Genomic DNA, 21,505 nt, shown 5'->3' with positions numbered 1-21,505 from the left:
TCCGAAAGGCAAGAACCCATGACGAAGAAGCTGCGACTGGTGGTCGGCTGCGACGACGCCGGCTACGACTACAAAGAGGCCCTCAAGGCGGACTTCGAGGCGGACGACCGCGTGGAGTCCGTGGTCGACGTCGGCGTGGACGCCGACGGCCACACCCCCTACCCGCATGTGGCGGTGGACGCCGCCCAGATGGTCGCCGACGGCAAGGCCGACCGCGCGCTGCTGATCTGCGGCACCGGCCTGGGCGTGGCGATCTCCGCGAACAAGGTGCCCGGCATCCGGGCCGTCACCGCCCACGACCCGTTCTCCGTGGAGCGCTCGGTGCTCTCCAACGACGCCCAGGTGCTGTGCATGGGCCAGCGCGTGGTCGGCCAGGAGCTGGCCCGCAAGCTCGCCGCCGACTGGCTGAACTACGAGTTCGACACCTCCAGCGCCTCGGCGGAGAAGGTCGCCGCGATCGCCCGCTACGAGCAGACCGGGAGCTGCGGATGAGGTCGACCGCCGGGGCGCCCGTGCCGGACCGGACCGCACTGTTCGACCTCACCGGGCGGGTCGCCGTCGTCACCGGCGGCGCCTCGGGCCTGGGCGAGGCGATCGCCCACGGCTTCGCCCGGCAGGGCGCGCTGGTGGTGCTGGCCGACCTGGACACCGCGCGCCTCATCCGCACATCCGAGGAGCTGCGCACCGCCCACCCTGAGGCAGGCGGTGTGGACACGCTCCGCCTGGACGTCACCGACGCCGAAGCCGTGGAGCAGGCCTTCGCCGACGTCGTCGCCACGCACGGCTCGCTGGACATCCTGGTCAACTCGGCCGGGATCGTGGCCCTGGACCCGGTGGACGAGGTGCCGGAGCAGAGCTGGGAGAAGGTGCTGCAGGTCAACCTCACCGGCACGTTCCTGGCCTGCCGGGCCGCGGGCACGCACATGAAGGCCGCCGCCTCCGGGCGGATCGTGAACATCGCCTCCCAGGCCGCCCACGTGGCGCTGGAGCACCACGCGGCCTATGGCGCCTCCAAGTCCGGGCTGTTCGGCCTGACTCGGTCCCTGGCCCGCGAGCTGGGGCCTCACGGAGTCACCGCCAACACCATCTCGCCGACCGTGGTGATGACCGAGCTGGGTCGGCAGGCCTGGGACGGGCCGCATGGCGAGGCACACCGGGCGGAGATCCCCACACGGCGCTTCGCCGAGCCCGAGGAGATCGCCGCCGCCGTCGTCTACCTCTCCTCCCAGGAGGCCGCGATGGTCAACGGAGCAGACCTGCGCATCGACGGCGGGTTCACGATCGTCTGACCCTCCCCTGTGCCGTTGGCTCCGCGTTTTGGGCCCTTATGACGACGAATCTCGCTTCATAAGGGCCCAAACCGCAGAAGCAACTGTGGATCAGCAGTGTGTGAGCAGCACCGACCAGCCGGTGCCGGGGATGTCGTCGGGCTCTCCGTCCTGCAGGGAGGCCCGGAGCCCGGCCTGCTCCGCCAGGGCGACGAACCCCGCGTGGGTGTGCCAGTGCAGCAGCCACTCGCGCTCGTCGACCTCGACGTCATGGCCCCGGCGCCGTTCATAGCGCAGCAGGGTCCGCTGGGTGCGGGCGCGGTCGTCGCGCTCCTGGCTGACGAGCGTCAGCCGCAGGACGGCGCCGTCCTCGTCGACGGTCTGGCGCACCTGACCGATCTCCTGCTCCGCGGCGGGCTCGGGGATCCAGAGCGGGACGAGAGCGGCACCCTCGACGACGAGATGCTGCCTGAGGCGACGCAGCGTCTCGACGACGGCGGCATCGTCCGGCAGCAGCAGGATGGTGGGCCCGGCGAGGAAGATGGAGCGGTACTGCCGCGGAAGATCGAGCTCCTCCATGCGCTGCGCGTAGAGCCGCGGCGCCGACCCCTGGATCTCTGCGGCCGCACGGAAGCGGGCCAGCATGTCCAGAGAGGAGTCGACGCCGTCGACGTCGAGCCCCTGCTGCAGCAGCTCCAGCATCGGCTCTCCGTCGCCGCAGCCGAGCTCCAGGGCCGGCTGCCCATGGACGCGGATGAACTCGGCATAGGGGCCGGCGTCGAAGCTCTCGCCCTTCAGCGGGGCGTACATCTCGGCCACCAAGCCGGTGTAGAAATCGGCGGCATGCATGCCCTGCACTGTACTCGCCCCTGATCGCGGTGGCCGACGCCGCACCGCGTCAACTGTCGACACATGCCGGTAGGCTTGACGCCATGTCGAACCCGCGCCTTCCCAAACTGAATCGCATGACGCTGCGCGAGCAGGTCCTCGAGTCGCTCCGGGACGCCATCCTCACCGGGACGTTCCGCCCGGGCGACCACCTGGCCGAGACCGAGCTCGCCGAGAGCTACGGCGTGAGTCGCGGAACCGTCAGAGAGGCCCTGCGCACGCTGCAGCAGGCCGGTCTCGTCACCGGAGACTCCCGGGGCAAGGTGCGGGTGCGCACGCTGGGCGCTGGGGAGATCCGCGAGATCTTCCACGTCCGGGCGGCCCTGGAGACCCTGGCAGCGGAAGAGATCATCGCCCGCGGGGACGCCGCCGCCGTCGCTGCGGAGCTGCGAGCCTTCCTGCCGCCGGCACGGGAGGCCGACGTCGACTACCTGCGGCGACTCGATCTGGACCTCGCCTTCCACCAGCGACTGTGTGAGCTCTCCGACAACTCCACGCTGCTCGAGACCTGGCAGGGCCTGGAGGGTCGGATGCGCGTCGTCATGTTCTCTCCTGGCGAGGGAGATCCGATCGACATCATGAACGAAGACCATCACGCCCCGTTGGTGGACGCCATCGCCGCCGAGGACCCGGTCTCGGTCCGCCATGCCTTCTTCGCCCACATGGACGAAGCCGCCCGGCGCTGGAGCCCCTGAGCCCAGCCGCCGCTCCTGCCGCAGAGGCAGGCTTCCGCCCGACGCTGATGCCGCGCTGGTCAGCTCACGCGGGCCCGCCCTCCCCTGCCGACACCTCTCTCCGCCTCCACCTAGTCAACACTTATTTACCAACTGTTGACAGTTAACTGAAATGGCCGCATGATTGTGAACCAGCACACGTGATGCGTCCCACTGCGAGGCTCACTCCCCAGGCGTCGCGTCACCCTCTCGACCTCCATGCCCAGCTGTGACACGAGGAGGTGTCCCGTGACATCCCATCCCTCCGACCTGCGGGGTCCCGACGCCGCAGGGAACCGGTCAGGACGACGGAAGCTCCCCGGCCTGCTGCGCGCCGGCGCCGTCGTGACCGCCGTCTCCCTGACCGCCGGTCTCGCCTCCTGCGGCGCCGCAGGAGCCACCGACCCGGACGACGAGCGACGGCTCCTTCTCGGCCATGGCGCCGCCCCCGGCAACCCCCGCTCCCTCGCCGCCGAGCACTTCAGCGAGCGCGTGGACGAGGAGACCGACGGGCGCATCGAAGTCCAGGTGCTGGGACAGGAGTCGCTCGGTTCGGACTCGGACATGATGGTCTCGGTCGCCTCCGGCACCCTGGACATGTCCATCAACTCCCAGGGGCCCTTCTCCCCGGTGGTGCCCGAGGTCAACCTGGTGGGTCTTCCGTTCCTCTTCGAGAGCAGCGAGCACGCCTACGAGGTCGTCGACGGCGAGGCCGGCGACCATCTGGCCGCCGAAGCCGAGGAGCGCGGATATCACGTCCTCGCCTGGTGGGACAACGGCATCCGGGACATCACCAACAGCACCCGGCCGATCGAGGACGTCGAGGACCTGCGCGGACTGCAGATCCGCACCCCCGACGATCCGATGACCATCGACATCTTCAACTCCCTGGGCGCCTCACCGACCCCCATGGACTTCGGCGAGCTGTACCTGGGACTGCGCCAAGGTGCGGTGGACGGCCAGGAGAACCCCGTGGTCAACGTCCACTCCTCCTCCCTCCATGAGGTCCAGGAGCACCTGGCGGTCAGCGGCCACAAGTACGAGACCAACCCGTTCGTGATCTCCACCCAGACCTGGGCCACTCTCTCCGAGGAGGACCAGACCCTCCTCACCGAGCTGGCGGAGGAGTCCCGGGACCTGCAGCGAGATCTGATGCTCGAGCAGACCGAGGAGATCTACGCCGAGTACGAGGACATCCTCGAGATCACTCACCCCGACCGCGACGCCCTCCGCGAGGCCACCGACGACGTCTACGAGTCCTGGGAGCAGGAGCACCCCGAGTTCTTCGAGCTGATCACCGAGGCCGCCGAGCAGACTCGCGCCCACCATGAGGAGGAGACGCCGTGAACTCCCGCCCCACCGACCCGTCCCCCCGAAACAGCGAGCGCTTCCTCTCCGAAGAGGACCTCGCCGAGATCGATCGTCCGGACTCGGACATCGTCATCCCCCACGCCGGGGACCCCGTCAATGAGGCCTTCCGCAAGGCCGGCGCGGCCGTCGCGGTGGTCTCCCTGGTGACCGTCTGGGCCCTGTTGCTGGTCGCCGTCGGCCTACGCTACGTGACCGGCTCCTCCATGGACTTCGCCACGGAGCTGCCCGCCTACCTGTATCCGTGGATCATCGCCGGCGGCGTGGTCGTCGCGATGGCCCTGGGCGGACACATCGCCGTGGACTTCGTGCTGACCCGGCTCAGTCCGCGCGGGGAGCAGGCGGCCCAGGTGGGCGTCTGGATCTTCGGCGGTGTGCTGTTCGCTCTGATCACAGTGCTCTCCCTGCGACTGGTGGACCCGCTGATCGCCCAGATCACCCCCATCCTGGGCTGGCCTCGGGTCGGCAGCTTCGCCGCGTTCATGCTGATGTCCGCCTGCCTGGCGGTGCAGAGCTTCGCCCGGGCCTGGTTCATCGCCCGGAGGGGCACCGACGACGCCACGGCGACTGCCGACGGCGCCGACAAGGAGGTCTACGGTGTTTGAGATCCTGCTGGCGATGATCGCCCTGCTGGTGCTGCTGGCGGTGGGCGTGCCCGTGGCCTTCGCCATCCTCGCGGCCACATTGATCGGTCTGCTCGCAGTGGGCGACTTCCCGCTGCACGTGGCCACCCAGGCGTCCTTCCAGCCGACCGGGGACTTCCTGCTGCTGGCCATCCCGTTCTTCATCCTGACTGCGGACCTGCTGGCCAACGGCACGTTGGGTCGTCAGGTCATCGGGCTGGCCACCCGCATCGTGGGGCGTTTCCGCGGCGGCGTAGGCCAGTCCTCCGTGGTGACTTCGCTCGTCTTCTCCGGTGTGTCCGGCTCGGCCGTGGCCGACGCCTCCGGTCTGGGCCGGGTGCTGATCCCCTGGTCCAAGAAGGTCGGCTATCCGGCCTCCTACGCTGCGGCGGTCAACTCCTCCACCTCTATCCTCGGGGTCATCATTCCGCCGTCGATCCCGATGATCCTGTTCGCCGCGACATCCGGGGCCTCGGTGGCCGCCGTCTTCGCCGCCGGCGTGGTGCCCGGGCTGATCCTGGCAGTCGGCATGCTCACGGCCTGCTGGTTCGTCGCCTTCCGGAACGGGTTCCCCCGGGTCCGGGTGAAGCTGACCCCGAAACGCCTGGCCAAGGACCTGCTGCTCGCCCTGCCGGCCATCGTGCTGCCGGTGCTGATGATCCGTCTGGTGCTGCTCTACGGCGTCGCCACCGTCACCGAGGTCTCCGTGCTGGCCGCCCTCTACGCGGTGGTGCTGCGGGTGACGATCTACCGGGACCTCTCGGTGAAGGGCTTCCTGCAGTCGGTCATCTCCACCTCGGCCGCCACTGGCGTGGTGATGCTGCTGATCATGACCTCCTCCGCGTTGAGCTGGCTGCTCACCGTCCAGGCGGTGCCGCAGCGGCTGGCCGGCCTGGTGCTCGACGTCGTCGACGCGCCCTGGCTGATCCTGCTGGCCATGATCCTGCTGCTGCTCCTGGTGGGCATGTTCCTGGACATGTCCCCGGCGATCCTGCTGCTCACCCCGGTGCTGATGCCGCTGGCCGGCCAGATCGGCATGGACCCGGTCCACCTGGGCGTGGTCATGGTCCTGTCCCTGGCGATCGGCCTGTTCACGCCGCCCGTAGGCACCACCTTGTACATCTCCTCCGCCATCGGGGAGGTGAAGGTCGAACAGACGGTGAAGGCGCTGCTGCCCTTCTACGCCGTCGCGATCGTGGTGCTGCTGCTGATCGCATTCATCCCCTCTCTGCTGATCACGCTCTGAGTCGGCGACCGCGCCGCGTCCCGACCTGCCGACCCTCTGACCTGACCCTGAACCTGAGAAAGGACCCTCCCTCGTGAGCCACCACACCACCGCCCCCTCGCCGCAGCGGACTGCCGTGATCACCGGCGCAGCCTCTCCCCGCGGGATCGGCCGCGCGACGGCCCGCCGCTATGCCCAAGAGGGCTGGGCCCTCGCCCTGCTCGATCTCGACGGCGACGGCGCCCGCGCCGCCGCGGCCGAGATCGCCGACGAGGCGGGCGTCCCGGCCCTCGGAGTACCTGTCGACGTCACGGACAAGGCCTCGGTGGTGGCCGCCGCAGAGTCGGTCCGCTCCTCCGATCTGCCGCCGGTGGGCGCCCTGGCCAACATCGCCGGCCTGCCCTCTCCTGTGCCCTTCCTCGAGGTGGACCTGGACCTCTGGCACCGGGTGATCGACGTCAATCTCACCGGCACCTTCCTGGTGACCCAGGCCTTCCTGCCGGACATGCTGGAGCACGGCTACGGCCGCATCGTGACCATGTCCTCGGTCTCCGCCCAGCAGGGCGGCGGGGTCTTCTCCAAGACCCCGTACTCCGCGGCGAAGGCCGGGATCCTGGGGCTGACCCGGTCCCTGGCCCGGGAGGTCGCCGAGCATGGCATCACCGTCAACGCGATCTCCCCGGGTGTGGTGGACACCGACATCCGCGCCGGCGCCACCGACGAGGAGAACGAGGTCCGACTCTCGGAGGCGGTGCCGATGAAGCGCCAGGGCAGCCCGGAGGAGATCGGGGCGCTGGCGGTGTGGCTCTCCGGCACCGAGGCCGGCTACATCACCGGCGGCACCCACAACATCAACGGCGGCGCCTACATTGCCTGAGCCCTCAGCCACCGCACCTGACGCCTCGCGGGTCGGCATCTCAACGATCAGCTTCCGGCAGCGCCCCCTCGAGGAGGCGCTGGGCATCATCGCGTCTCTCGGCGCCACCGAGGTCGACCTCGGGGCGATCCCCGCCGTCGTGGACCACGTGCCGGTGCCCTTCACCGGAGACCCCGCCGCCTATGTGGCGGCCCTGGACCGGCACGGACTCCGGGCCGGGGCGGTGAACGCCGACGTCGGCGACCTCAACGATCCCGCGTTGACGCCGGAGACGCTGACCGAGGTGACCGCCCCTCTGGCTGACCTGGCTGCCGCCGTCGGAGGCACGCTGATCGTGCCCTGCGGGCGGGCTTCCTGGGAGCCTTTTCAGGACGAGGAGTCCGACCTGGCCGTCATGGCGGAGAACCTGCGCCTGCTGGCCGAGATCTGCACCGCGCGCGGCGTGCGCCTTCAGGTGGAGCTGCTTCATCACCTGCGCTACGTCCATTCGGCGGAGCGCGCCCGCAAGGTCCTCGACGCCGTGGGTGAGGAGATCTTCGGGCTGCTGTTCGACGTCTCCCACGTGGTGGCCTCCGACGACGACCCGGTCGGCTGGCTGGCCGAGTGTGCCTCCCGAGTGGAGCGGGTGCACCTGCGCGATGCGATCCCGGGAGACCTGAACCGCGGCATCGGCCGCGGCCAGGCGGACTTCGCCGGCGTCATCGCAGCGCTGGAGACCTCCGGGTTCTCCGGCAGCTACATCCTCGAACTGGAGACCCACGACGTCGCCGAAGCCGACCGCGAGACCGACGCCGCCCGCAGCAGGGCCGAGATCCTCGCCCTGCTGGGGACCTCGCCGAGCGTGACCACACCCTGTCCTGCACTTGATCCCACACAGGAAGGATCATCATGACCACCACACCCGACCCGGCCGTGCGCGCACCGATGCGCGACCGCGGCCTCGACGTGAGAATCAAGTCCGCTCGAGAGTCCGCCTACCACATCCGCATGGGCGTCCTGGAACAGGGCGAGGCCCAGGGCGAGGGCTACGTCGGTCAAGCCCTCGGCGCCGCCGACCTCCTCGCCGTCGCCTACACCGACCAGATGCGCCTGGACCCGGCCGACCCTCAGTGGGAGGACCGCGACCGGTTCCTGCTCTCCATCGGGCACTACGCTCTGGCCGTGTACTCTGCACTGGCCGAGGTCGGCACCATCCCGCGCGAGGAGCTGACCACCTATGCCGCGGACGGCTCCCGCCTGCCGATGTCCGGCATGTCCACCTACACCCCCGGTATGGAGATCTCCGGCGGCTCGCTGGGCCACGGGCTCGGTGTGGCCGTGGGGACAGCTCTCGGGCTGCGCCATCGGGGGAAGGACCGGCCCCTGGTGATCAATCTGCTCTCCGACGGCGAGCTGGATGAGGGGTCCACCTGGGAGGCCGCGATGAGCGCGAACCACTTCCAGGTGGGCAATCTGATCGCTGTGGTGGACATGAACGGCATGCAGGCCGACGGCCGCACCGAGGACGTCCTGCGCAACGAGCCCCAGACGGAGCGCTGGGAGTCCTTCGGATGGCACGCCCAGCGCGTGGACGGCAACGACGTGGCGGCACTCATCCGGGCCTTCGATGCGGCCGCCGACCAGGCCTCCGCCACCGGCCGCCCGCATGTGATCATCGCGGACACTGTGCTCGGCAAGGGAGTCCCGATGCTGGAGAGCCGAGAGAAGCTGCACTTCATGAAGATCGCCGAGGACGAGTGGCCCCTGTGCAAAGACCAACTCACCACCGGCCACCTGTCCGACGAGACGCAGGAGGACCTCCGATGAGCACTGCCCACAGCACCCAGTCAGGCCAGAGCCAGCAGCCCCTGCGCTCGGCGGCGATGATCGCCTCGATCGCCGACCCCGGCGTAGCCACCACCCGGGCACCCTTCGGACACGCGCTCAACGCCCTGGCCGCGGAGGACGAGCGAATCGTCGGCCTGACCGCCGACCTGGGCAAGTACACCGATCTGCACGTCTTCGGACGGGAGAACCCGGACCGGTACTACCAGATGGGTATGGCCGAGCAGCTGATGCTCGGAGCAGCGGCCGGCATGGCCCAGACCGGGCTGGTGCCCTTCGTGACCACCTACTCGGTGTTCGCCACCCGCCGCGCCTATGACTTCCTCTGTCTGGACATCGCCGAGCCGGAGCTCAACGTCAACGTGGCGGCCGCCCTGCCGGGGCTGACCACGGGCTATGGTCCCTCCCACCAGGCCACCGAGGACATCTCGATCCTGCGGGGCATGCCGAACCTGACCATCGTGGACCCGGCCGACGCCGTCGACATCGAGCAGTCCGTCCCCCAGCTGGCCGCCGCTCCCGGCCCCAGCTACACCCGACTGCTGCGCGGAGCCGTGCCGCGGGTGCTTCACGAGTACGACTACAGCTTCGAGCTCGGAAAGGCGAAGCTGGTGCGACCCGGCAATGACGTGCTGCTGATCGCCAGCGGGCTGATGACCATGCGCGCGCTGCTGGCCGCGGAGAAGCTGGCCGCCCACGACGTCGATGTGGCCGTGCTGCACTGCCCCACGATCAAGCCCTTCGACGCCGAGACGGTGCTGGCCGAGATCGACTCACCGCGGCTGACGATCACCTGCGAGAACCACACCGTGGTCGGTGGGCTCTTCGAGTCAGTGGCCGCTGCGCTGGCGCGGAAGCCCGTGGGGAAGCCCGTGCACTCGATCGCGCTGCCGGACGAGTTCCTCGACGCCGGGGCGCTGCCGACCCTGCACGACCGCTACGGGCTCTCCACCGATGCGGTGGTGGCGCGTGTGCTCCAGGAGCTGGACACCCACGGCTGATTCTGCCCCACACGCAGTGATGGTTCCGGAGGAAGGGTCGCTAAACTTCGCTTCAGCGGGTGCATTCAGACCATTCCTCCGGGGCCACCTGCGTCTGGGACCGCTCAGCTGATCCCGTAGGCCAGCAGCGAGCTGGCCCAGTCCTCGATGGCGGGCCAGTCACGGAAGTCCGCGTCCTTCGGGGCCTTCGCGACGGTCAGCTGCAGCTTCTCCAGGAAGCTGATCTTCTCCGCGTCCACCGCTCCCCGGAAGTAGGCGATCTCCCGGTGCGGGTACTGCCGCAGCGTGGCGTACAGCGGCTCCTCCAGACGCGGGCCGCCGCCCACGGCGTAGAGGAACAGCGGCTTGCCGCTGAGCTCGGTGCGGTTGCTGTCCAGGAAGAGCTTCCCCGGCCCGTAGAGCGCCTGCCGGTACACGGGCAGCCCGACGACGACGTGGTCCGCCTCGTACAGCCACGGCCCCGCCTCGGAGACGTCCTTCACATGGGTGGAGACGCCTCGGGCGCTCAGCGTGGTGGCGATCCGCTCACCGATCTCCGCCGTGGAGCCGTGCTTGCTCGCCGTGACGACCAACGTGGTCATGGGGTCATCCACCTTTCCCAGTCCTGAGATGCTCCTCAGAGTCTACTGATTCCGTGCCCCGGGCAGAACGCGGCGACGATGGCGCGCCCGCACGGATCGGACTACCCTCCCCATCAGTGACCCCTCACGGAGACGTCAGCCCCACCGCCTGACGATCCCGCCCAGCCGCCGCCCCCTGCCGAAGGACACCGATGCCGACAGCCGAGTCCGACCCCCGCCCGGTGTCCGCCGACTCGCCCGACTGGCGCCGACGCGACCCCACTCCGGAGGAGCTCCGCCATGACACGCTGATCGCCCTTGCCCTCTTCTGCGGGGCGGTGCTGTCGCTGACGCTGGGCCGCGGACTGGGCTTCTACGAGGAGCCGGCCGGCCCGGTGGTCTCTGTGCTGTGCCTGGCGCTGCTGCACCTGCCGGTCGCGTGGCGCCGGCGCCGCCCGGCCCTTGTCGCCGTCGTCGTGGCCGGAGCCATGATCCTCGCCGGTGAGCTGCGCGTGCCGGAGCTGCTCATCAGCAACATCTCCATCTTCCTGGTCCTCTACACGCTGGGCGCGTGGAGGAACCGGGACCGCTCGGCCCGGATCGCCCGCTGGACCGTGGTGGCCGGGATGGCCGTCTGGCTGCTGGTCTCGTTCATCCGCATCTCCGTGGAGCCGATGTTCGACTCCGACGAACCGCTCGCCCCGGGAGCGCTGACCCCGGCGCTGGCGATGATCCTCTACCAGCTGCTCACCAACCTCCTGTTCTTCGCCGGGGCCATCTGGTTCGGCCACCGGGCCTGGGAGTCCGCCCGGGACCGGGCCCGCGCGGAGGAGCGCGCCGAGCAGCTGAGTGCCGAGCGCGCCGTCGTCGCTCAGCAGGCCGTCGCGCTGGAGCGTCTCCGGCTGGCCCGCGAGCTGCACGATTCGGTGGCCCACCATGTCTCCCTCATGGGCGTGCAGGCCGCCGCCGCCCGGACCGTGCTGCCCGCGGACCCCGCGGAGGCCGAACGGTGCATCCGCCGCGTGGAGGACGCGGCACGACGCTCCGTGGCTGAGCTGCACCATCTGCTGGGCGTGCTGCGCACGCACGACCCCGACGCCGTCTCCAGCACCTTGCGGGCGGAGCACATCCCGGACCTGGTGGAGCAGCTGCGCAGCACCGGCGTCGCGGTGGACCACCAGGTGCACGGTGAACCCCGGACGCTCGAGCCGCTGGCCTCGCTGACCCTGTACCGGGTGGCGCAGGAGGCCCTGACGAATGTGCGCAAGCACGCCGGCCCCGACGCCCGAGCGAGCCTGCGGCTGCGGTGGCGCAGCACCTCCGTGGAGCTCGAGGTCACCGACGACGGCGGCGGCGAACGCCCGAGGACGCGCGCGGCGCAGCTGTCAGGACCGGGTGGGCACGGCCTCCGAGGGATGCGCGAACGGGCCGCCGCCGCCGGGGGCCGCCTGGAGACCGGCCCCTCCCCTGAGGGCGGCTTCATGGTGCGGGTGGAGCTTCCCCTGGACATCGCGGCGGCCGGCGCATCGACCGCCGCTGCCACTGCCGAGGAGAGACTGTGACCTCTCGACACGACATGTCCGCGTCCGCGGCATCCCCGCAGCAGACACCGGGCCCTGCGGTGCCGGGCTCTGCGGTGCCGGGCTCACCCATCCGGGTGCTGCTCGCCGACGACCAGCCGCTGCTGCTCCAGGGGATCGCCACGATCCTCGACGCCCAGCCGGACCTGGCGGTGGTCGGCACCGCCTCCTCGGGCCAGGAGGCGGTGGATGTGGCCGACCGACTCCGCCCGGATGTGGTCTGCATGGACATCGAGATGCCGGGCATGAACGGCATCGAGGCCACAGCCCGGCTGCGCGGTGCAGGCACCGCGGAGGTCATCATGCTGACCACCTTCAACCGTGAGGACTATCTGCTGCGCGCCCTGCAGGCCGGTGCCAGCGGATTCCTGCTGAAGACCGCCTCCCCGGAGCAGCTCGCCGAGGGGATCCGCACGGTCGCCGCCGGTGAGGCGCTGCTGGCCCCGGAGGTCACCCGGTCGCTGATCCGCCGGGCGGTCAGCTCCGGCGACCTCAGCTCCGTCCCCAGCTCCGTCCCCAGCTCCGTCCCCAGCTCCGTCCCCGACGGCGACGGCGCCGACGACCTGGGCGGCCGGAAGTCTCGCACCGGAGCGGCGCCGGACCCCCTGAGCGAACGCGAGGTGGAGGTGCTGAGCCTGGCGGCCCGCGGCCTCTCCAACGCGGAGATCGGCGCCCAGCTGTTCATCGGCGCGGAGACGGTCAAGACGCATATGTCCCGGGTGCTGGCGAAGCTGCACCTGCGCAATCGGGTGGAGGCTGTCGCCTTCGCCTATCAGCACCGGATCGTCACCCCGGACGCAGACCCTGCCTGAGGCTCCGGCCACTCCCGATGCGCCGACCCCGGCAGGATCCCCCGCCAGGTTCCCCCGCGCGGGGGATCCGCCTGTCGGTGCCCCGGCCTAGGCTCGGAGCATGCTCGAACTCGACTCCGTCTGCAGGTCCTATTCCGGACGCCAGGTGCTCCACGACGTCTCCTTCTCCGCCCGGCGCGGGAAGCTCACCGGCTTCGTCGGCGGCAACGGCGCCGGGAAGACCACGACCATGCGCATCGTCCTCGGCGTCCTGGACGCCGACTCCGGCGACGTCCGGCTCGACGGTTCCCCCGTCGCCCCGACGTCGCGCGGCCGGTTCGGCTACATGCCGGAGGAGCGCGGGCTCTACCCCAAGATGCGGGTCGCTGACCAGATCAGCTACCTGGCGCGTCTGCACGGTTTCGACCGTCGCGAGGCCCGACGGCGGGCAGAGGCTCTGCTGGCCCGCCTGGATCTGACCGAGCGTGCCGACGATCCCCTGGAGTCCCTCTCCCTGGGGAATCAGCAGCGGGTGCAGATCGCCGCCGCCCTGATCCACGACCCGGACGTCCTCATCCTCGACGAGCCGTTCTCCGGGCTGGACCCGATGGCGGTCGACGTCGTCCTCTCCGTGCTAACCGAACAGGCGGAGGCCGGCGCCGTCGTGCTGTTCTCCTCCCACCAGCTGGATGTGGTGGAGCGCCTCTGCGACGACCTGGTGATCATCGGTGCCGGCAGGATCCTGGCCACCGGCGGCCGGGAGGAGCTGCGGGAGCGGCACGGGACCCGGCGCTATGAGCTGGTCACGGAGGACGACGCCGGTTGGGTCCGGGACGTCCCCGGCGTCGAGGTGGACGGATCCGCCGCAGGGCGTGCGCTGTTCCGCGCCGACGCCGACACCGCCCAGCAGGTGCTGCACCGCGCCGTCCAGCAGGGGACGGTCCTGCATTTCTCCCCTGTGCTGCCCAGCCTGAGCGAGATCTTCAAGGACGTTGCCGCCCACGCCGACGAGCAGACCGCAGCACGGCCCACAGCACGGCCCACAGCACAGCCCGCCCACCAGCTGGAGAAGGAGAACGCCCGATGAGCAGCCCCGCCCTCGCCTCCCCGGCGCCCCTGAGCATCGGCCAGGCCTCCCTGCTGGTGGCCGAACGCGAGATCATCTCCCAGGTGCGCAGCAAGGCGTTCCTGGTCAGCCAGATCATCACGATCCTGTTCGTCGCCGGCGGCATCGTGGCCATGGGCCTCTTCGGCGGAGGGGACGACGACCCCGAGGTCGCCGTCGTGGACGCCGGTCAGGCAGCGCAGCTGATCCCCTCCGACGGGCTCGAGCAGGTGGGGGCGGACGATATGGCGGCGGCCGAAGAGCTGCTGCGCGGCGGCGACGTCGACGCGATCATCACCGCCGACGCCGACTCTCCGGTGGGCCTGCAGGTGATCGGTCTGGACTCGGAGCCCACGGAGGTCGCCCAGATGCTCTCCGCCGCGCCGAGCCTGGTCACTCTGGAGGGCGAGAACGACGGGACCCTCCGCATGGTGGTGGCGATGCTGTTCGGCCTGGTGTTCATGATGCTGTCCATCACCTCCGGCATGATGATCGTGCAGAACACCATCCAGGAGAAGCAGTCACGGATCGTGGAGATCCTGCTCTCCTCCATCACGGCCCAATCGCTGCTGGCAGGCAAGGTGCTGGGCAACTCGGTGCTGGCCATCGGGCAGGCGGTGGTGATCGCCTCAGCGGCCGCGGCGGCCCTGATGCTCTCCGGTCAGCAGGACGTGCTGGACATGCTCACCGTGCCGATGCTGTGGTTCGTGCTGTTCTTCGTGCCCGGCTTCGTGCTGATCGCCGCCATGTTCGCCGCCGGCGCGGCGCTGGTCTCCCGGCAGGAGGACTCGGGAGCGGTGGTCACGCCGACGATGATGCTGAGCATGATCCCGTACTTCGTGGTCGTGTTCTTCCACGACACCCCGCTGGTCATGACCATCGCGTCCTATGTGCCGTTCAGCGCCCCGGTGGCCATGCCGCTGCGGATGTTCTTCAACGAGGCGATGTGGTTCGAGCCGATCCTCGCCCTGGCGATCCTGCTCACCAGTGCCGTGGTGTTCATGCTCCTCGCCGCCCGGATCTACAGCCGGTCGCTGCTGCGCACCGGGCAGCGGGTCCCCCTCCGAGAGGCCCTGGGCTCAGGCGGATGAACCCGTGGTGTCCTCGCCCGCGTGCTCGGCCTCGTCCTCATCCTCCGGCGGGGCATCCGGATCCACCAGCATCCCAGGTTCGGTCTTGGCGATGATGCGCGTACCCGTGAGGTCCCCGGTGACGTTGCACAGGGTGCGGGCCATGTCCAGGATCGCGTCGATGCCCGCCACCAGCGCCACCGGCGCCATGGGCAGTCCGGCGGCGGTGACGGCCATGGTGAGCATGATGAGCCCGGCGCCGGGGACACCGGCGGTGCCGATGGAGGCCAGCACCCCGACGGCGGCCACAGTGGCCAGCTGAGTCAGGGTCAGCTCCGCCCCGGTGACGTTGGCGATGAACACGGTGGCCGCGCCCACGTAGATGGCGGTGCCGTCCATGTTGATCGTCGCACCCAGCGGCAGGGTGAAGGAGTACACCCCGCGACGCACGCCCAGCCGTTCGGCCGCCTGCGTGGTCACCGGCAGGGTGCCGGACGAGGAGCGGGTCACGAAGCCGGTGAGCATGGGCTCCTTGGCCTCGCGGAAGAACCGGCCCACCGGGGCGCGGAAGAGCAGCAGGATCAGCGCGTAGATCACGATCTGCAGGACGATCCCGCCGTAGACGACGCCGGTCAGGGAGGCCAGCGGCAGCAACGCATCAGCCCCGGTCTCCCCCACCACCACGGCGATCAGCGCGAACACGCCGATGGGCGAGTACTGCAGGACCCCGCGGATGATCAGGAAGACCAGCTCCACACCGCCGTCGACGAAGCGCCGCAGGTGCATGGCCAGCCCGGCGAGGCGGTCGTCGGTGCTGTCCTGCATGAAGGCCAGCGCGACGCCGGCGGCCAGGGCGAAGAACATCACGGCCAGCACCTCCCCCTCGGCCAGGGCGGAGAAGATGTTGTCCGGGACGATGCCGGTGAGCACCTCCGCCAGCGGCGGGGCGGTCTGCTCGTCCACCTCGGCGTCGCCCGGGAGGCTCAGCCCGGCCCCCGGGGAGACCAGCAGGGCGACGCCGATGCCGATGGTCATCGCGAAGGCGGTGGTCACCAGGTAGTAGAGGAAGGCCTTGCCGCCGATGCGGCCCAGCGTCTTCGGGGACACCGAGGCGACGCCGGCCATCAGGGTCAGCAGGATCAGCGGCATCACCAGCATGGTCAGCAGGCGCAGGAAGATGTCACCGAGCGGCTGCACCACCGCGATGGGCGGGCCCACCACCAGGCCCGCGACGACGCCGAGCACCAGCGCGACCCCGAGCTTCCAGATCAGAGGGACGTCCAGGTACCACCGCCACAGGGAACGGCGCGACGCCGTCGGCTCCCCTGCGCCGGTGCGGGACGGTGACGATCCAGCCATGGTCATCTCACTCCTGCCGGGCGGACCTGTGCTGATCCGACCCCCTCGACGACTGTGCAGGATTCAGTGTGACATGGCTGACGTGGGAGGACCCGCAGATCCGGCCGGTGGGGCGCGCAGGTCCCCGTCAGCTCACTTGATGCCGCGCAGGTCCAGCTCCAGAGCGGAAGCGCCCTCGGGCCCGACGGTGACCGGGATGCCCCAGTCCTGCTGGTACAGGTGGCAGGCCGCGTGCATCGGGATCTCCTCGCCGGGGGCGCCGTCGCAGGCGGCCGCGCGGGCGGTGATGTGCAGGACGCCCTCGGAGACGGACGGGTTCAGCCGCAGGGTCCGGCTCAGCCCTTCGGCGCCGCCGGCGCCGTCGAGGATGAGCTCCTCCGGGGAGGAGGAGACCTTCAGCTGGGTGGGGTCGCCCCACCTGTCGTCGAGCTTCTGCCCGGTGGGGGCTTCGAAGCCGATGCTCAGGCTGAACTCCCCCGGTGCGACGTCGGTGGTGGGCCGCTGGGTCTCCCACGCTCCCTCGTCCACGGTGAGGAACTCCTCGGGGATGGCCACGCGCACCAGCTCGTGGGCGTTGGTCTCCACCACCAGCAGGGTCGTGCCGTCCGAGTCCAGCAGCACGTCGGAGGGCTCCTTCAGGCCGCGGGCCACCGTGGAGACGGCGGGGGCCACCGTGGTGCCGTCCGCAGCCCGGTGCTCTCCGCGGTAGCGACGGATCGCCCCGTTGTAGGTGTCGGCCACCAGCACGGAGGAGTCCGGCAGCACGGTCACTCCCAGGGGGTGCTGCAGCCGAGCCTCGGCCGGGTCGCCGTCACGGAAGCCGAAGTCGAACAGCCCCTCCCCCACGACGGTCTCTACCGCGGGTGCCTCAGGGTCCTGGCTGATCCGCAGCACCCGCAGCGAGGAGGTCTCGGAGTCGGCGATCCAGACGTCCCCGGCGGCGTCGGCGGCGAGCCCGGAAGTCTGAGCGAACCAGGACTCATCGGCCGGACCGTCGGTCAGCCCTTCCAGCCCGGTGCCGGCCAGCACCTTCAGCTCGCCGGTGACCGGGTCGAAGGAGAAGATCTGGTGCGTCCCGGCCATCGCCACGATCACCGAGCCGGTCACCGGGGACCACAGGACGTCCCACGGGGAGGACAGCGAGACCTCCCGCGGCGAGGTGCCCAAGCTTCCCACCACGGGGCCCTCGGCCTGCGTGACCCGTTCGGAGTCGATGAGCCGCTGCACTCCGTTGCCGGCCAGCGTGGTGACCTGCCCAGTGGCGACATCGATGCCGCGCAGCCGGTGGTTCACGGTGTCCGCCACGACGACGTCGTAGCCCACCTGCTCGGCCACCTCTGCCGGCAGCACGGTCAGGCCCTGCGGCTCGGTGAAGCGCGCCGTCTCGGCGTCGCCGTCCCGGTGGCCCTTCTCCGGAGAGGCGATTCCGCCGCCGTCGTCATCGGCCGCGCCTCCGCCCCAGCTGCGGACCACGGTCTGCAGGTCGGACTCCACCTCCACGATCCGGTGGTGCCCGGTGTCGGCCACCAGGAAATGCCCCACCGCAGAGGCGTCGTCGCCCAGCGGGCGGGTCACCGGCACGGCCTTGCTCGGGAAGCGCAGAGTGCGGGACACCGGCTCCGGCGGCACATAGGGGCCGTCGCCGCGATGCAGGGTGCCCTTGGCCTCATGCTCGGCCACCAATTCCTCCACCAGGGAGGACAGGCCGGCCACATGGCCCTCACCGGCCAGGTTCGCGGCGATGTAGCCCTCCGGGTCGACGACGACCAGGGTCGGCCAGGCACGGGCCGAGTACGCCTGCCACGTCACCAGATTCGGGTCGTCCAGCACCGGGTGGGCGATCTCGTAGCGCTCCACCGCGGCGGCCAGCGCGTCCGGGTCGGCCTCATGCTCGAACTTCGGGGAATGCACGCCCACGGTGACCAGCACGTCGGAGTGCTGCTCCTCCAGCGGGCGCATCTCATCGAGCACATGCAGGCAGTTGATGCAGCAGAACGTCCAGAAGTCCAGGATCACGATCTTGCCGCGCAGATCCTCGAGGGTGATCTCCTGGCCTCCGGTGTTCAGCCACCCGCGGCCGACCAGCTCGGAGGCCCGCACCCGGTCGGTGCGGCGGATCGTCTGCGTCATGCGTGTGCTCCTTCTGCTCAGTCCCGCCGTGGCGGGGCATCCCTGGGGGTGAGGCCTGCGTCGGACCTGCGAGGATCGCCAGGACGCTCAGTCCGCGAGCGCCTCCGTGGTCGCCGCGGTGACGGCCTCCGCCATGGCGGTGAACTCATCCTCCGCCGCGGCGGGCTCGCCGATGAACGACACCATCACCACGTCATCGCCTGCACGGGTGAACAGGATCTGGGCGCCGATCATTCCATCCTCCTCCGAGTCCGCCAGGCTGCGGGTGCGGGCGTAGCCCACCGTCCCGTCGCCGTCGCCGTCCGCGGGGCGGAGGGTCTCCAGCTCCACGTCGGAGAACTCCAGCGCATAGTCAGCGTCCAACTGGGTCAACTGCACCTGTGGACAGGACTCCACCAGGGAGCGGACATGGTCCATGTGCTCCTGGACGCGAGCGGCGGCCTCGCCGTCGTCGCCGTCGATCTCGGCGATCTCGATGGATCCGGTCCCGGTGAAGGTCTCGGAACCGAAGTCCACCCGGGCGGCGTCGGAGCCGAGCAGCAGCGGCGCCCAGTCCACTGCGGCCAGCGGCTCCTCGCAGGAGGCCGGGTCCACCTCGACGTCGGCCTCCCCTTCGGCCAGGGAACCCTCCATCTGCTGGCGGAACTCCTCCACAGCGGCCTCCGTGTAGAACCCGGCGGAGTCGAAGCCGAACGTGGAGGCCCGCTCCATCCCCGCCTCCGCGGCGGCGATCAGCCGGTCGGATCCCGCCCGGGGACTCTGCTCGCCCTCGGCGGCATCGCCGTCCGAGCCGCAGGAGGTCACCGCCAGTGCGGTGCTCAGCAGCAGCGCCGGCAGCAGTGGGGTGCGGGTGCGGATCATCGGGGAGCGTCCCTCTCTGCCATGCGGGCGAACATCTCGTTGTACTCGTGCAGCTCGGCGTCGCCGGTCCGGTCGGCCTCACGGTCCTCACGGACCATCTCCCGGCGGTCCGCCCGGGACCACTGCACCGCGGCGATGACGGCCAGCAGCATGGTGGGGATCTCGCCGAGCCCCCACATCAGCTCGCCGCCGCGCTGCTGGTCCTCGATGGCGGAGAAGCCCCAGTCGTGACCGATGTTGCCGAACCAGCTGGCCTGGATGAGCGACTCAGACCCGGAGAGCGCGACGGCGATGAACGCGTGGAAGGCCATCGTGGCCAGCAGCATCACCAGCCGGATGGCGTGCGCGGGACGTTTCGGCAGCGGGTCGTGACCCACCATCACCAGGGCGAAGATGTACCCGGTGAGCAGGAAGTGGACGTTCATCAGCTCATGCCCCACGTGGTACTCCAGGGCGTAGCCGAACAGCGGCGTGTAGTAGAACAGCACCAGCGATCCGGCGAAGTTCGCCGCGGCCACCACCGGGTGGGTCACCACCCGGGAGAACCGCGAGTGCACCAGCCACAGGATCCACTCCCGGGCCCCTCGGGTGCCGTCGGTGCGGGGAGCCAGCGCACGCATCGCCAGCGTCACCGGAGAGCCGAGCACCAGGAACATGGGCGCCACCATGGTCAGCGTCATGTGCTGGATCATGTGGCCGGAGAACAGCACCATCCCGTAGACGGCCGGGCCGCCGGAGGTCACCCACAGCAGCACCGCCAGCCCCACCAGGAAGCTGACCGCCCGCATGACGGGCCAGCCGTCGCCGCGGCGTCGCAGCCGCACCGTCGAGTACAGGTACCAGGCGGCCAGGAACACGATGATCGCCACCCACAGCCAGTCGAAGCGCCACTGGCTGAACCACAGGCCCATCGTCGGCTCCGGCGGGAGGTCGTAGCCGGTGAGGATGCGTGCCGGGGTGGCGTCCGGAGGCAGGTCCTCCGAGACCGGCGGGGAGGTGCGCCCCAGGATCGCGCTGACCCCGATGACCGCGGACATGACCGCGATCTCCACCAGGATCAGCTGCCACAGCAGGCCCGTGACGGCCCGGGTGCGGGCCGGATCACCGGCCGGCGGTGCGGACGGCGACGGCGCGCCGGCCCCCTCATGGGCCCCGGCCAGCCGGGGGATGATCCAGCTGCGGTTCATCCATCCGACCACGCCCAGGCCCAGGGTCGCCCCGACCTTCAGCGCGATCATGATCCCATAGGGGGTGGTCAGCAGCTGGTCCAGCGTGGCGATGCGCAGATCGGCGTTGATCACCCCGGAGAACGCGACCGTGGCGATGGCCAGGCCGGCCAGCACCGAGTAGCGGCGCAGCAGAGTCCCGACGATCTCCGGCCCGCCCTGCTCCCGGGCCGTCAGCGCGGCCGCCTGCCGGCGGATCTCCGGGGAGAGCAGCGCCAGGACCACGAGCCCGCCGACCCAGACCACCACACCCAGCAGATGCAGGCCCAGGGAGTTCACCGCCGCTGAGTGGTCGTCTCCGGACCCGGAGTGCCCCACCAGAGCCATCGGGACGATCCCGCCCAGGCCGAGCACCGCCACGAAGAAGAGACCGGCCGGTGAGCGCACCGCGAAGACCAAGGTGGCGAAGACGGCGGCGATGATCACCACCGCCATCCACGCCTGGCCCGTGGCGATCGACTGCACGTAGCCCAGGAAGCCCGCGGAGAAGTTCTCGTCCGCAGACAGCGGCTGGCCGGCCAGCGCCGAATAGGAGAGCACCAGCACGGCGACGGCCGCCACCGTCCACACGACGGAGGCGATGCCGGCGATCTGCAGTGTTCGGGCGTAGAGCGGGTGCTCCCCGGAGGTGGATGAGGCGGAGGTCCCGGCGCGCTCCGCACGGGCCTTCTCCGCGCGCTCCGCACGGGCCTTCTCCGCGCGCTCCGCACGGGCCTTCTCCGCGCGCTCCGCACGACTCTGCCGACTGCGGGGGCCGAGCCGCGCGGGCACCGCCACGACGGCGAGGATCACGGCGGCGACCGCCGTCGCCATGGCCAGGTGGTGGACGAAGCGCGCCACGGGCAGGCCCCACCGGGTCACAGCGCCGGGGTCGGCGATCTGCGAGGGCCGGCCCACCCCGGTGAGCACGCCTGCGAGCGCCACGGCCACCAGGCCGAGGCAGAGGACGGCGCCCACCGCAGGCAGCGCGACGGCGCGCACGGGGACGTCCGCGGTGGGACGGGCGGCGCCTCGGCCGCCTGCGGCAGGCGTCATC

At 70.5% G+C, this 21,505-nt stretch carries 20 protein-coding genes; 14 read left to right on the top strand and 6 right to left on the bottom strand.

What is annotated here, in order from left to right; translation table 11 throughout:
* Window positions 1–18: 18 nt before the first annotated feature.
* Together SD455_RS09770 and SD455_RS09765 are read left to right on the top strand one after the other, a co-directional pair.
* Window positions 19–492 carry a ribose-5-phosphate isomerase gene (locus SD455_RS09770; RefSeq protein ID WP_445507976.1) on the top strand — a complete coding sequence of 158 codons (474 nt, stop codon included), beginning with the start codon at window positions 19–21 and terminating at the stop codon, window positions 490–492.
* The gene (locus tag SD455_RS09765; RefSeq protein WP_445507975.1) at window positions 489–1,289 is read left to right on the top strand and encodes a GolD/DthD family dehydrogenase; all 801 of its coding nucleotides are present in this window, start codon (window positions 489–491) and stop codon (window positions 1,287–1,289) included. Before SD455_RS09770 ends, SD455_RS09765 begins: the two co-directional genes overlap by 4 nt.
* Before the next feature lie 90 nt (window positions 1,290–1,379).
* Here the strand turns inward: SD455_RS09765 and SD455_RS09760 are convergent, their stop codons facing one another.
* Window positions 1,380–2,117 carry a class I SAM-dependent methyltransferase gene (locus SD455_RS09760; RefSeq protein ID WP_445507974.1) on the bottom strand — a complete coding sequence of 246 codons (738 nt, stop codon included), beginning with the start codon at window positions 2,115–2,117 and terminating at the stop codon, window positions 1,380–1,382.
* 83 nt (window positions 2,118–2,200) lie between these two features.
* Here SD455_RS09760 and SD455_RS09755 point away from each other — a divergent pair, with 83 nt between their 5' ends.
* The 8 genes from SD455_RS09755 (at window position 2,201) to SD455_RS09720 (ending at window position 9,787) form a co-directional block, all read left to right on the top strand.
* On the top strand, window positions 2,201–2,851 hold the full coding sequence (locus SD455_RS09755; protein WP_445507973.1) for a GntR family transcriptional regulator: 651 nt from the start codon (window positions 2,201–2,203) through the stop codon (window positions 2,849–2,851).
* Between the two features lie 267 nt (window positions 2,852–3,118).
* A complete protein-coding gene (locus tag SD455_RS09750; RefSeq protein ID WP_445507972.1) occupies window positions 3,119–4,216 on the top strand; it encodes a TRAP transporter substrate-binding protein in 1,098 nt (365 codons plus the stop codon).
* Window positions 4,213–4,842, top strand: a complete 630-nt coding sequence (locus tag SD455_RS09745; RefSeq protein ID WP_445507971.1) for a TRAP transporter small permease — start codon at window positions 4,213–4,215, stop codon at window positions 4,840–4,842. The genes SD455_RS09750 and SD455_RS09745 overlap by 4 nt, the downstream gene beginning before the upstream one ends.
* A complete protein-coding gene (locus SD455_RS09740) occupies window positions 4,835–6,106 on the top strand; it encodes a TRAP transporter large permease (RefSeq protein ID WP_445507970.1) in 1,272 nt (423 codons plus the stop codon). Before SD455_RS09745 ends, SD455_RS09740 begins: the two co-directional genes overlap by 8 nt.
* A gap of 73 nt (window positions 6,107–6,179) precedes the next feature.
* Window positions 6,180–6,962 (top strand): SDR family NAD(P)-dependent oxidoreductase, encoded by a 783-nt coding sequence (locus SD455_RS09735; protein WP_445507969.1) that lies wholly within the window; start codon window positions 6,180–6,182, stop codon window positions 6,960–6,962.
* Complete coding sequence (locus tag SD455_RS09730; RefSeq protein WP_445507968.1) at window positions 6,955–7,854, top strand: sugar phosphate isomerase/epimerase family protein; 900 nt, start codon at window positions 6,955–6,957, stop codon at window positions 7,852–7,854. Before SD455_RS09735 ends, SD455_RS09730 begins: the two co-directional genes overlap by 8 nt.
* Window positions 7,855–7,886: 32 nt before the next feature.
* Complete coding sequence (locus SD455_RS09725) at window positions 7,887–8,768, top strand: transketolase (protein ID WP_445508001.1); 882 nt, start codon at window positions 7,887–7,889, stop codon at window positions 8,766–8,768.
* Window positions 8,765–9,787: a transketolase family protein gene (locus tag SD455_RS09720; protein WP_445507967.1), complete on the top strand. Its 1,023-nt coding sequence runs from the start codon at window positions 8,765–8,767 to the stop codon at window positions 9,785–9,787. The genes SD455_RS09725 and SD455_RS09720 overlap by 4 nt, the downstream gene beginning before the upstream one ends.
* Before the next feature lie 104 nt (window positions 9,788–9,891).
* Here SD455_RS09720 and SD455_RS09715 read toward each other — a convergent pair whose 3' ends face one another.
* Window positions 9,892–10,368: a flavodoxin domain-containing protein gene (locus tag SD455_RS09715; protein ID WP_070162024.1), complete on the bottom strand. Its 477-nt coding sequence runs from the start codon at window positions 10,366–10,368 to the stop codon at window positions 9,892–9,894.
* Between the two features lie 191 nt (window positions 10,369–10,559).
* Here SD455_RS09715 and SD455_RS09710 point away from each other — a divergent pair, with 191 nt between their 5' ends.
* From SD455_RS09710 to SD455_RS09695, 4 genes are all read left to right on the top strand, one after another.
* Window positions 10,560–11,909: a histidine kinase gene (locus SD455_RS09710; protein ID WP_445507966.1), complete on the top strand. Its 1,350-nt coding sequence runs from the start codon at window positions 10,560–10,562 to the stop codon at window positions 11,907–11,909.
* On the top strand, window positions 11,906–12,739 hold the full coding sequence (locus SD455_RS09705) for a response regulator (RefSeq protein WP_445507965.1): 834 nt from the start codon (window positions 11,906–11,908) through the stop codon (window positions 12,737–12,739). Before SD455_RS09710 ends, SD455_RS09705 begins: the two co-directional genes overlap by 4 nt.
* Window positions 12,740–12,839: 100 nt before the next feature.
* Window positions 12,840–13,805: an ABC transporter ATP-binding protein gene (locus SD455_RS09700; protein ID WP_445507964.1), complete on the top strand. Its 966-nt coding sequence runs from the start codon at window positions 12,840–12,842 to the stop codon at window positions 13,803–13,805.
* Window positions 13,802–14,914 (top strand): ABC transporter permease, encoded by a 1,113-nt coding sequence (locus SD455_RS09695; protein WP_445507963.1) that lies wholly within the window; start codon window positions 13,802–13,804, stop codon window positions 14,912–14,914. The genes SD455_RS09700 and SD455_RS09695 overlap by 4 nt, the downstream gene beginning before the upstream one ends.
* On the opposite strand, the gene SD455_RS09690 is transcribed toward SD455_RS09695, so the two are convergent.
* The 4 genes from SD455_RS09690 to SD455_RS09675 form a co-directional block, all read right to left on the bottom strand.
* A complete protein-coding gene (locus SD455_RS09690) occupies window positions 14,903–16,258 on the bottom strand; it encodes a dicarboxylate/amino acid:cation symporter (RefSeq protein WP_445507962.1) in 1,356 nt (451 codons plus the stop codon). The genes SD455_RS09695 and SD455_RS09690 overlap by 12 nt on opposite strands.
* 126 nt (window positions 16,259–16,384) lie before the next feature.
* On the bottom strand, window positions 16,385–18,382 hold the full coding sequence (locus SD455_RS09685) for an NHL domain-containing thioredoxin family protein (protein ID WP_445507961.1): 1,998 nt from the start codon (window positions 18,380–18,382) through the stop codon (window positions 16,385–16,387).
* Between the two features lie 87 nt (window positions 18,383–18,469).
* Window positions 18,470–19,243 carry a hypothetical protein gene (locus SD455_RS09680; RefSeq protein ID WP_445507960.1) on the bottom strand — a complete coding sequence of 258 codons (774 nt, stop codon included), beginning with the start codon at window positions 19,241–19,243 and terminating at the stop codon, window positions 18,470–18,472.
* Window positions 19,240–21,504 (bottom strand): cytochrome c oxidase assembly protein, encoded by a 2,265-nt coding sequence (locus tag SD455_RS09675; RefSeq protein WP_445507959.1) that lies wholly within the window; start codon window positions 21,502–21,504, stop codon window positions 19,240–19,242. Before SD455_RS09675 ends, SD455_RS09680 begins: the two co-directional genes overlap by 4 nt.
* Window position 21,505: the final 1 nt, after the last annotated feature.

It is taken from the genome of Nesterenkonia sp. K-15-9-6 (genome assembly GCF_052656005.1).
This window is presented reverse-complemented; position numbering and strand designations above follow the sequence as displayed.

Coding starts and splice junctions, on each gene's coding strand:
- SD455_RS09720 (WP_445507967.1), top strand. CDS start 8,765: ATGAGCACTGCCCACAGCACCCAGTCAGGCCAGAGCCAGCAGCCCCTG.
- SD455_RS09680 (WP_445507960.1), bottom strand. CDS start 19,243: ATGATCCGCACCCGCACCCCACTGCTGCCGGCGCTGCTGCTGAGCACC.
- SD455_RS09725 (WP_445508001.1), top strand. CDS start 7,887: ATGCGCGACCGCGGCCTCGACGTGAGAATCAAGTCCGCTCGAGAGTCC.
- SD455_RS09695 (WP_445507963.1), top strand. CDS start 13,802: ATGAGCAGCCCCGCCCTCGCCTCCCCGGCGCCCCTGAGCATCGGCCAG.
- SD455_RS09675 (WP_445507959.1), bottom strand. CDS start 21,504: ATGACGCCTGCCGCAGGCGGCCGAGGCGCCGCCCGTCCCACCGCGGAC.
- SD455_RS09690 (WP_445507962.1), bottom strand. CDS start 16,258: ATGACCATGGCTGGATCGTCACCGTCCCGCACCGGCGCAGGGGAGCCG.
- SD455_RS09685 (WP_445507961.1), bottom strand. CDS start 18,382: ATGACGCAGACGATCCGCCGCACCGACCGGGTGCGGGCCTCCGAGCTG.
- SD455_RS09715 (WP_070162024.1), bottom strand. CDS start 10,368: ATGACCACGTTGGTCGTCACGGCGAGCAAGCACGGCTCCACGGCGGAG.
- SD455_RS09760 (WP_445507974.1), bottom strand. CDS start 2,117: ATGCATGCCGCCGATTTCTACACCGGCTTGGTGGCCGAGATGTACGCC.
- SD455_RS09700 (WP_445507964.1), top strand. CDS start 12,840: ATGCTCGAACTCGACTCCGTCTGCAGGTCCTATTCCGGACGCCAGGTG.
- SD455_RS09765 (WP_445507975.1), top strand. CDS start 489: ATGAGGTCGACCGCCGGGGCGCCCGTGCCGGACCGGACCGCACTGTTC.
- SD455_RS09710 (WP_445507966.1), top strand. CDS start 10,560: ATGCCGACAGCCGAGTCCGACCCCCGCCCGGTGTCCGCCGACTCGCCC.
- SD455_RS09770 (WP_445507976.1), top strand. CDS start 19: ATGACGAAGAAGCTGCGACTGGTGGTCGGCTGCGACGACGCCGGCTAC.
- SD455_RS09755 (WP_445507973.1), top strand. CDS start 2,201: ATGTCGAACCCGCGCCTTCCCAAACTGAATCGCATGACGCTGCGCGAG.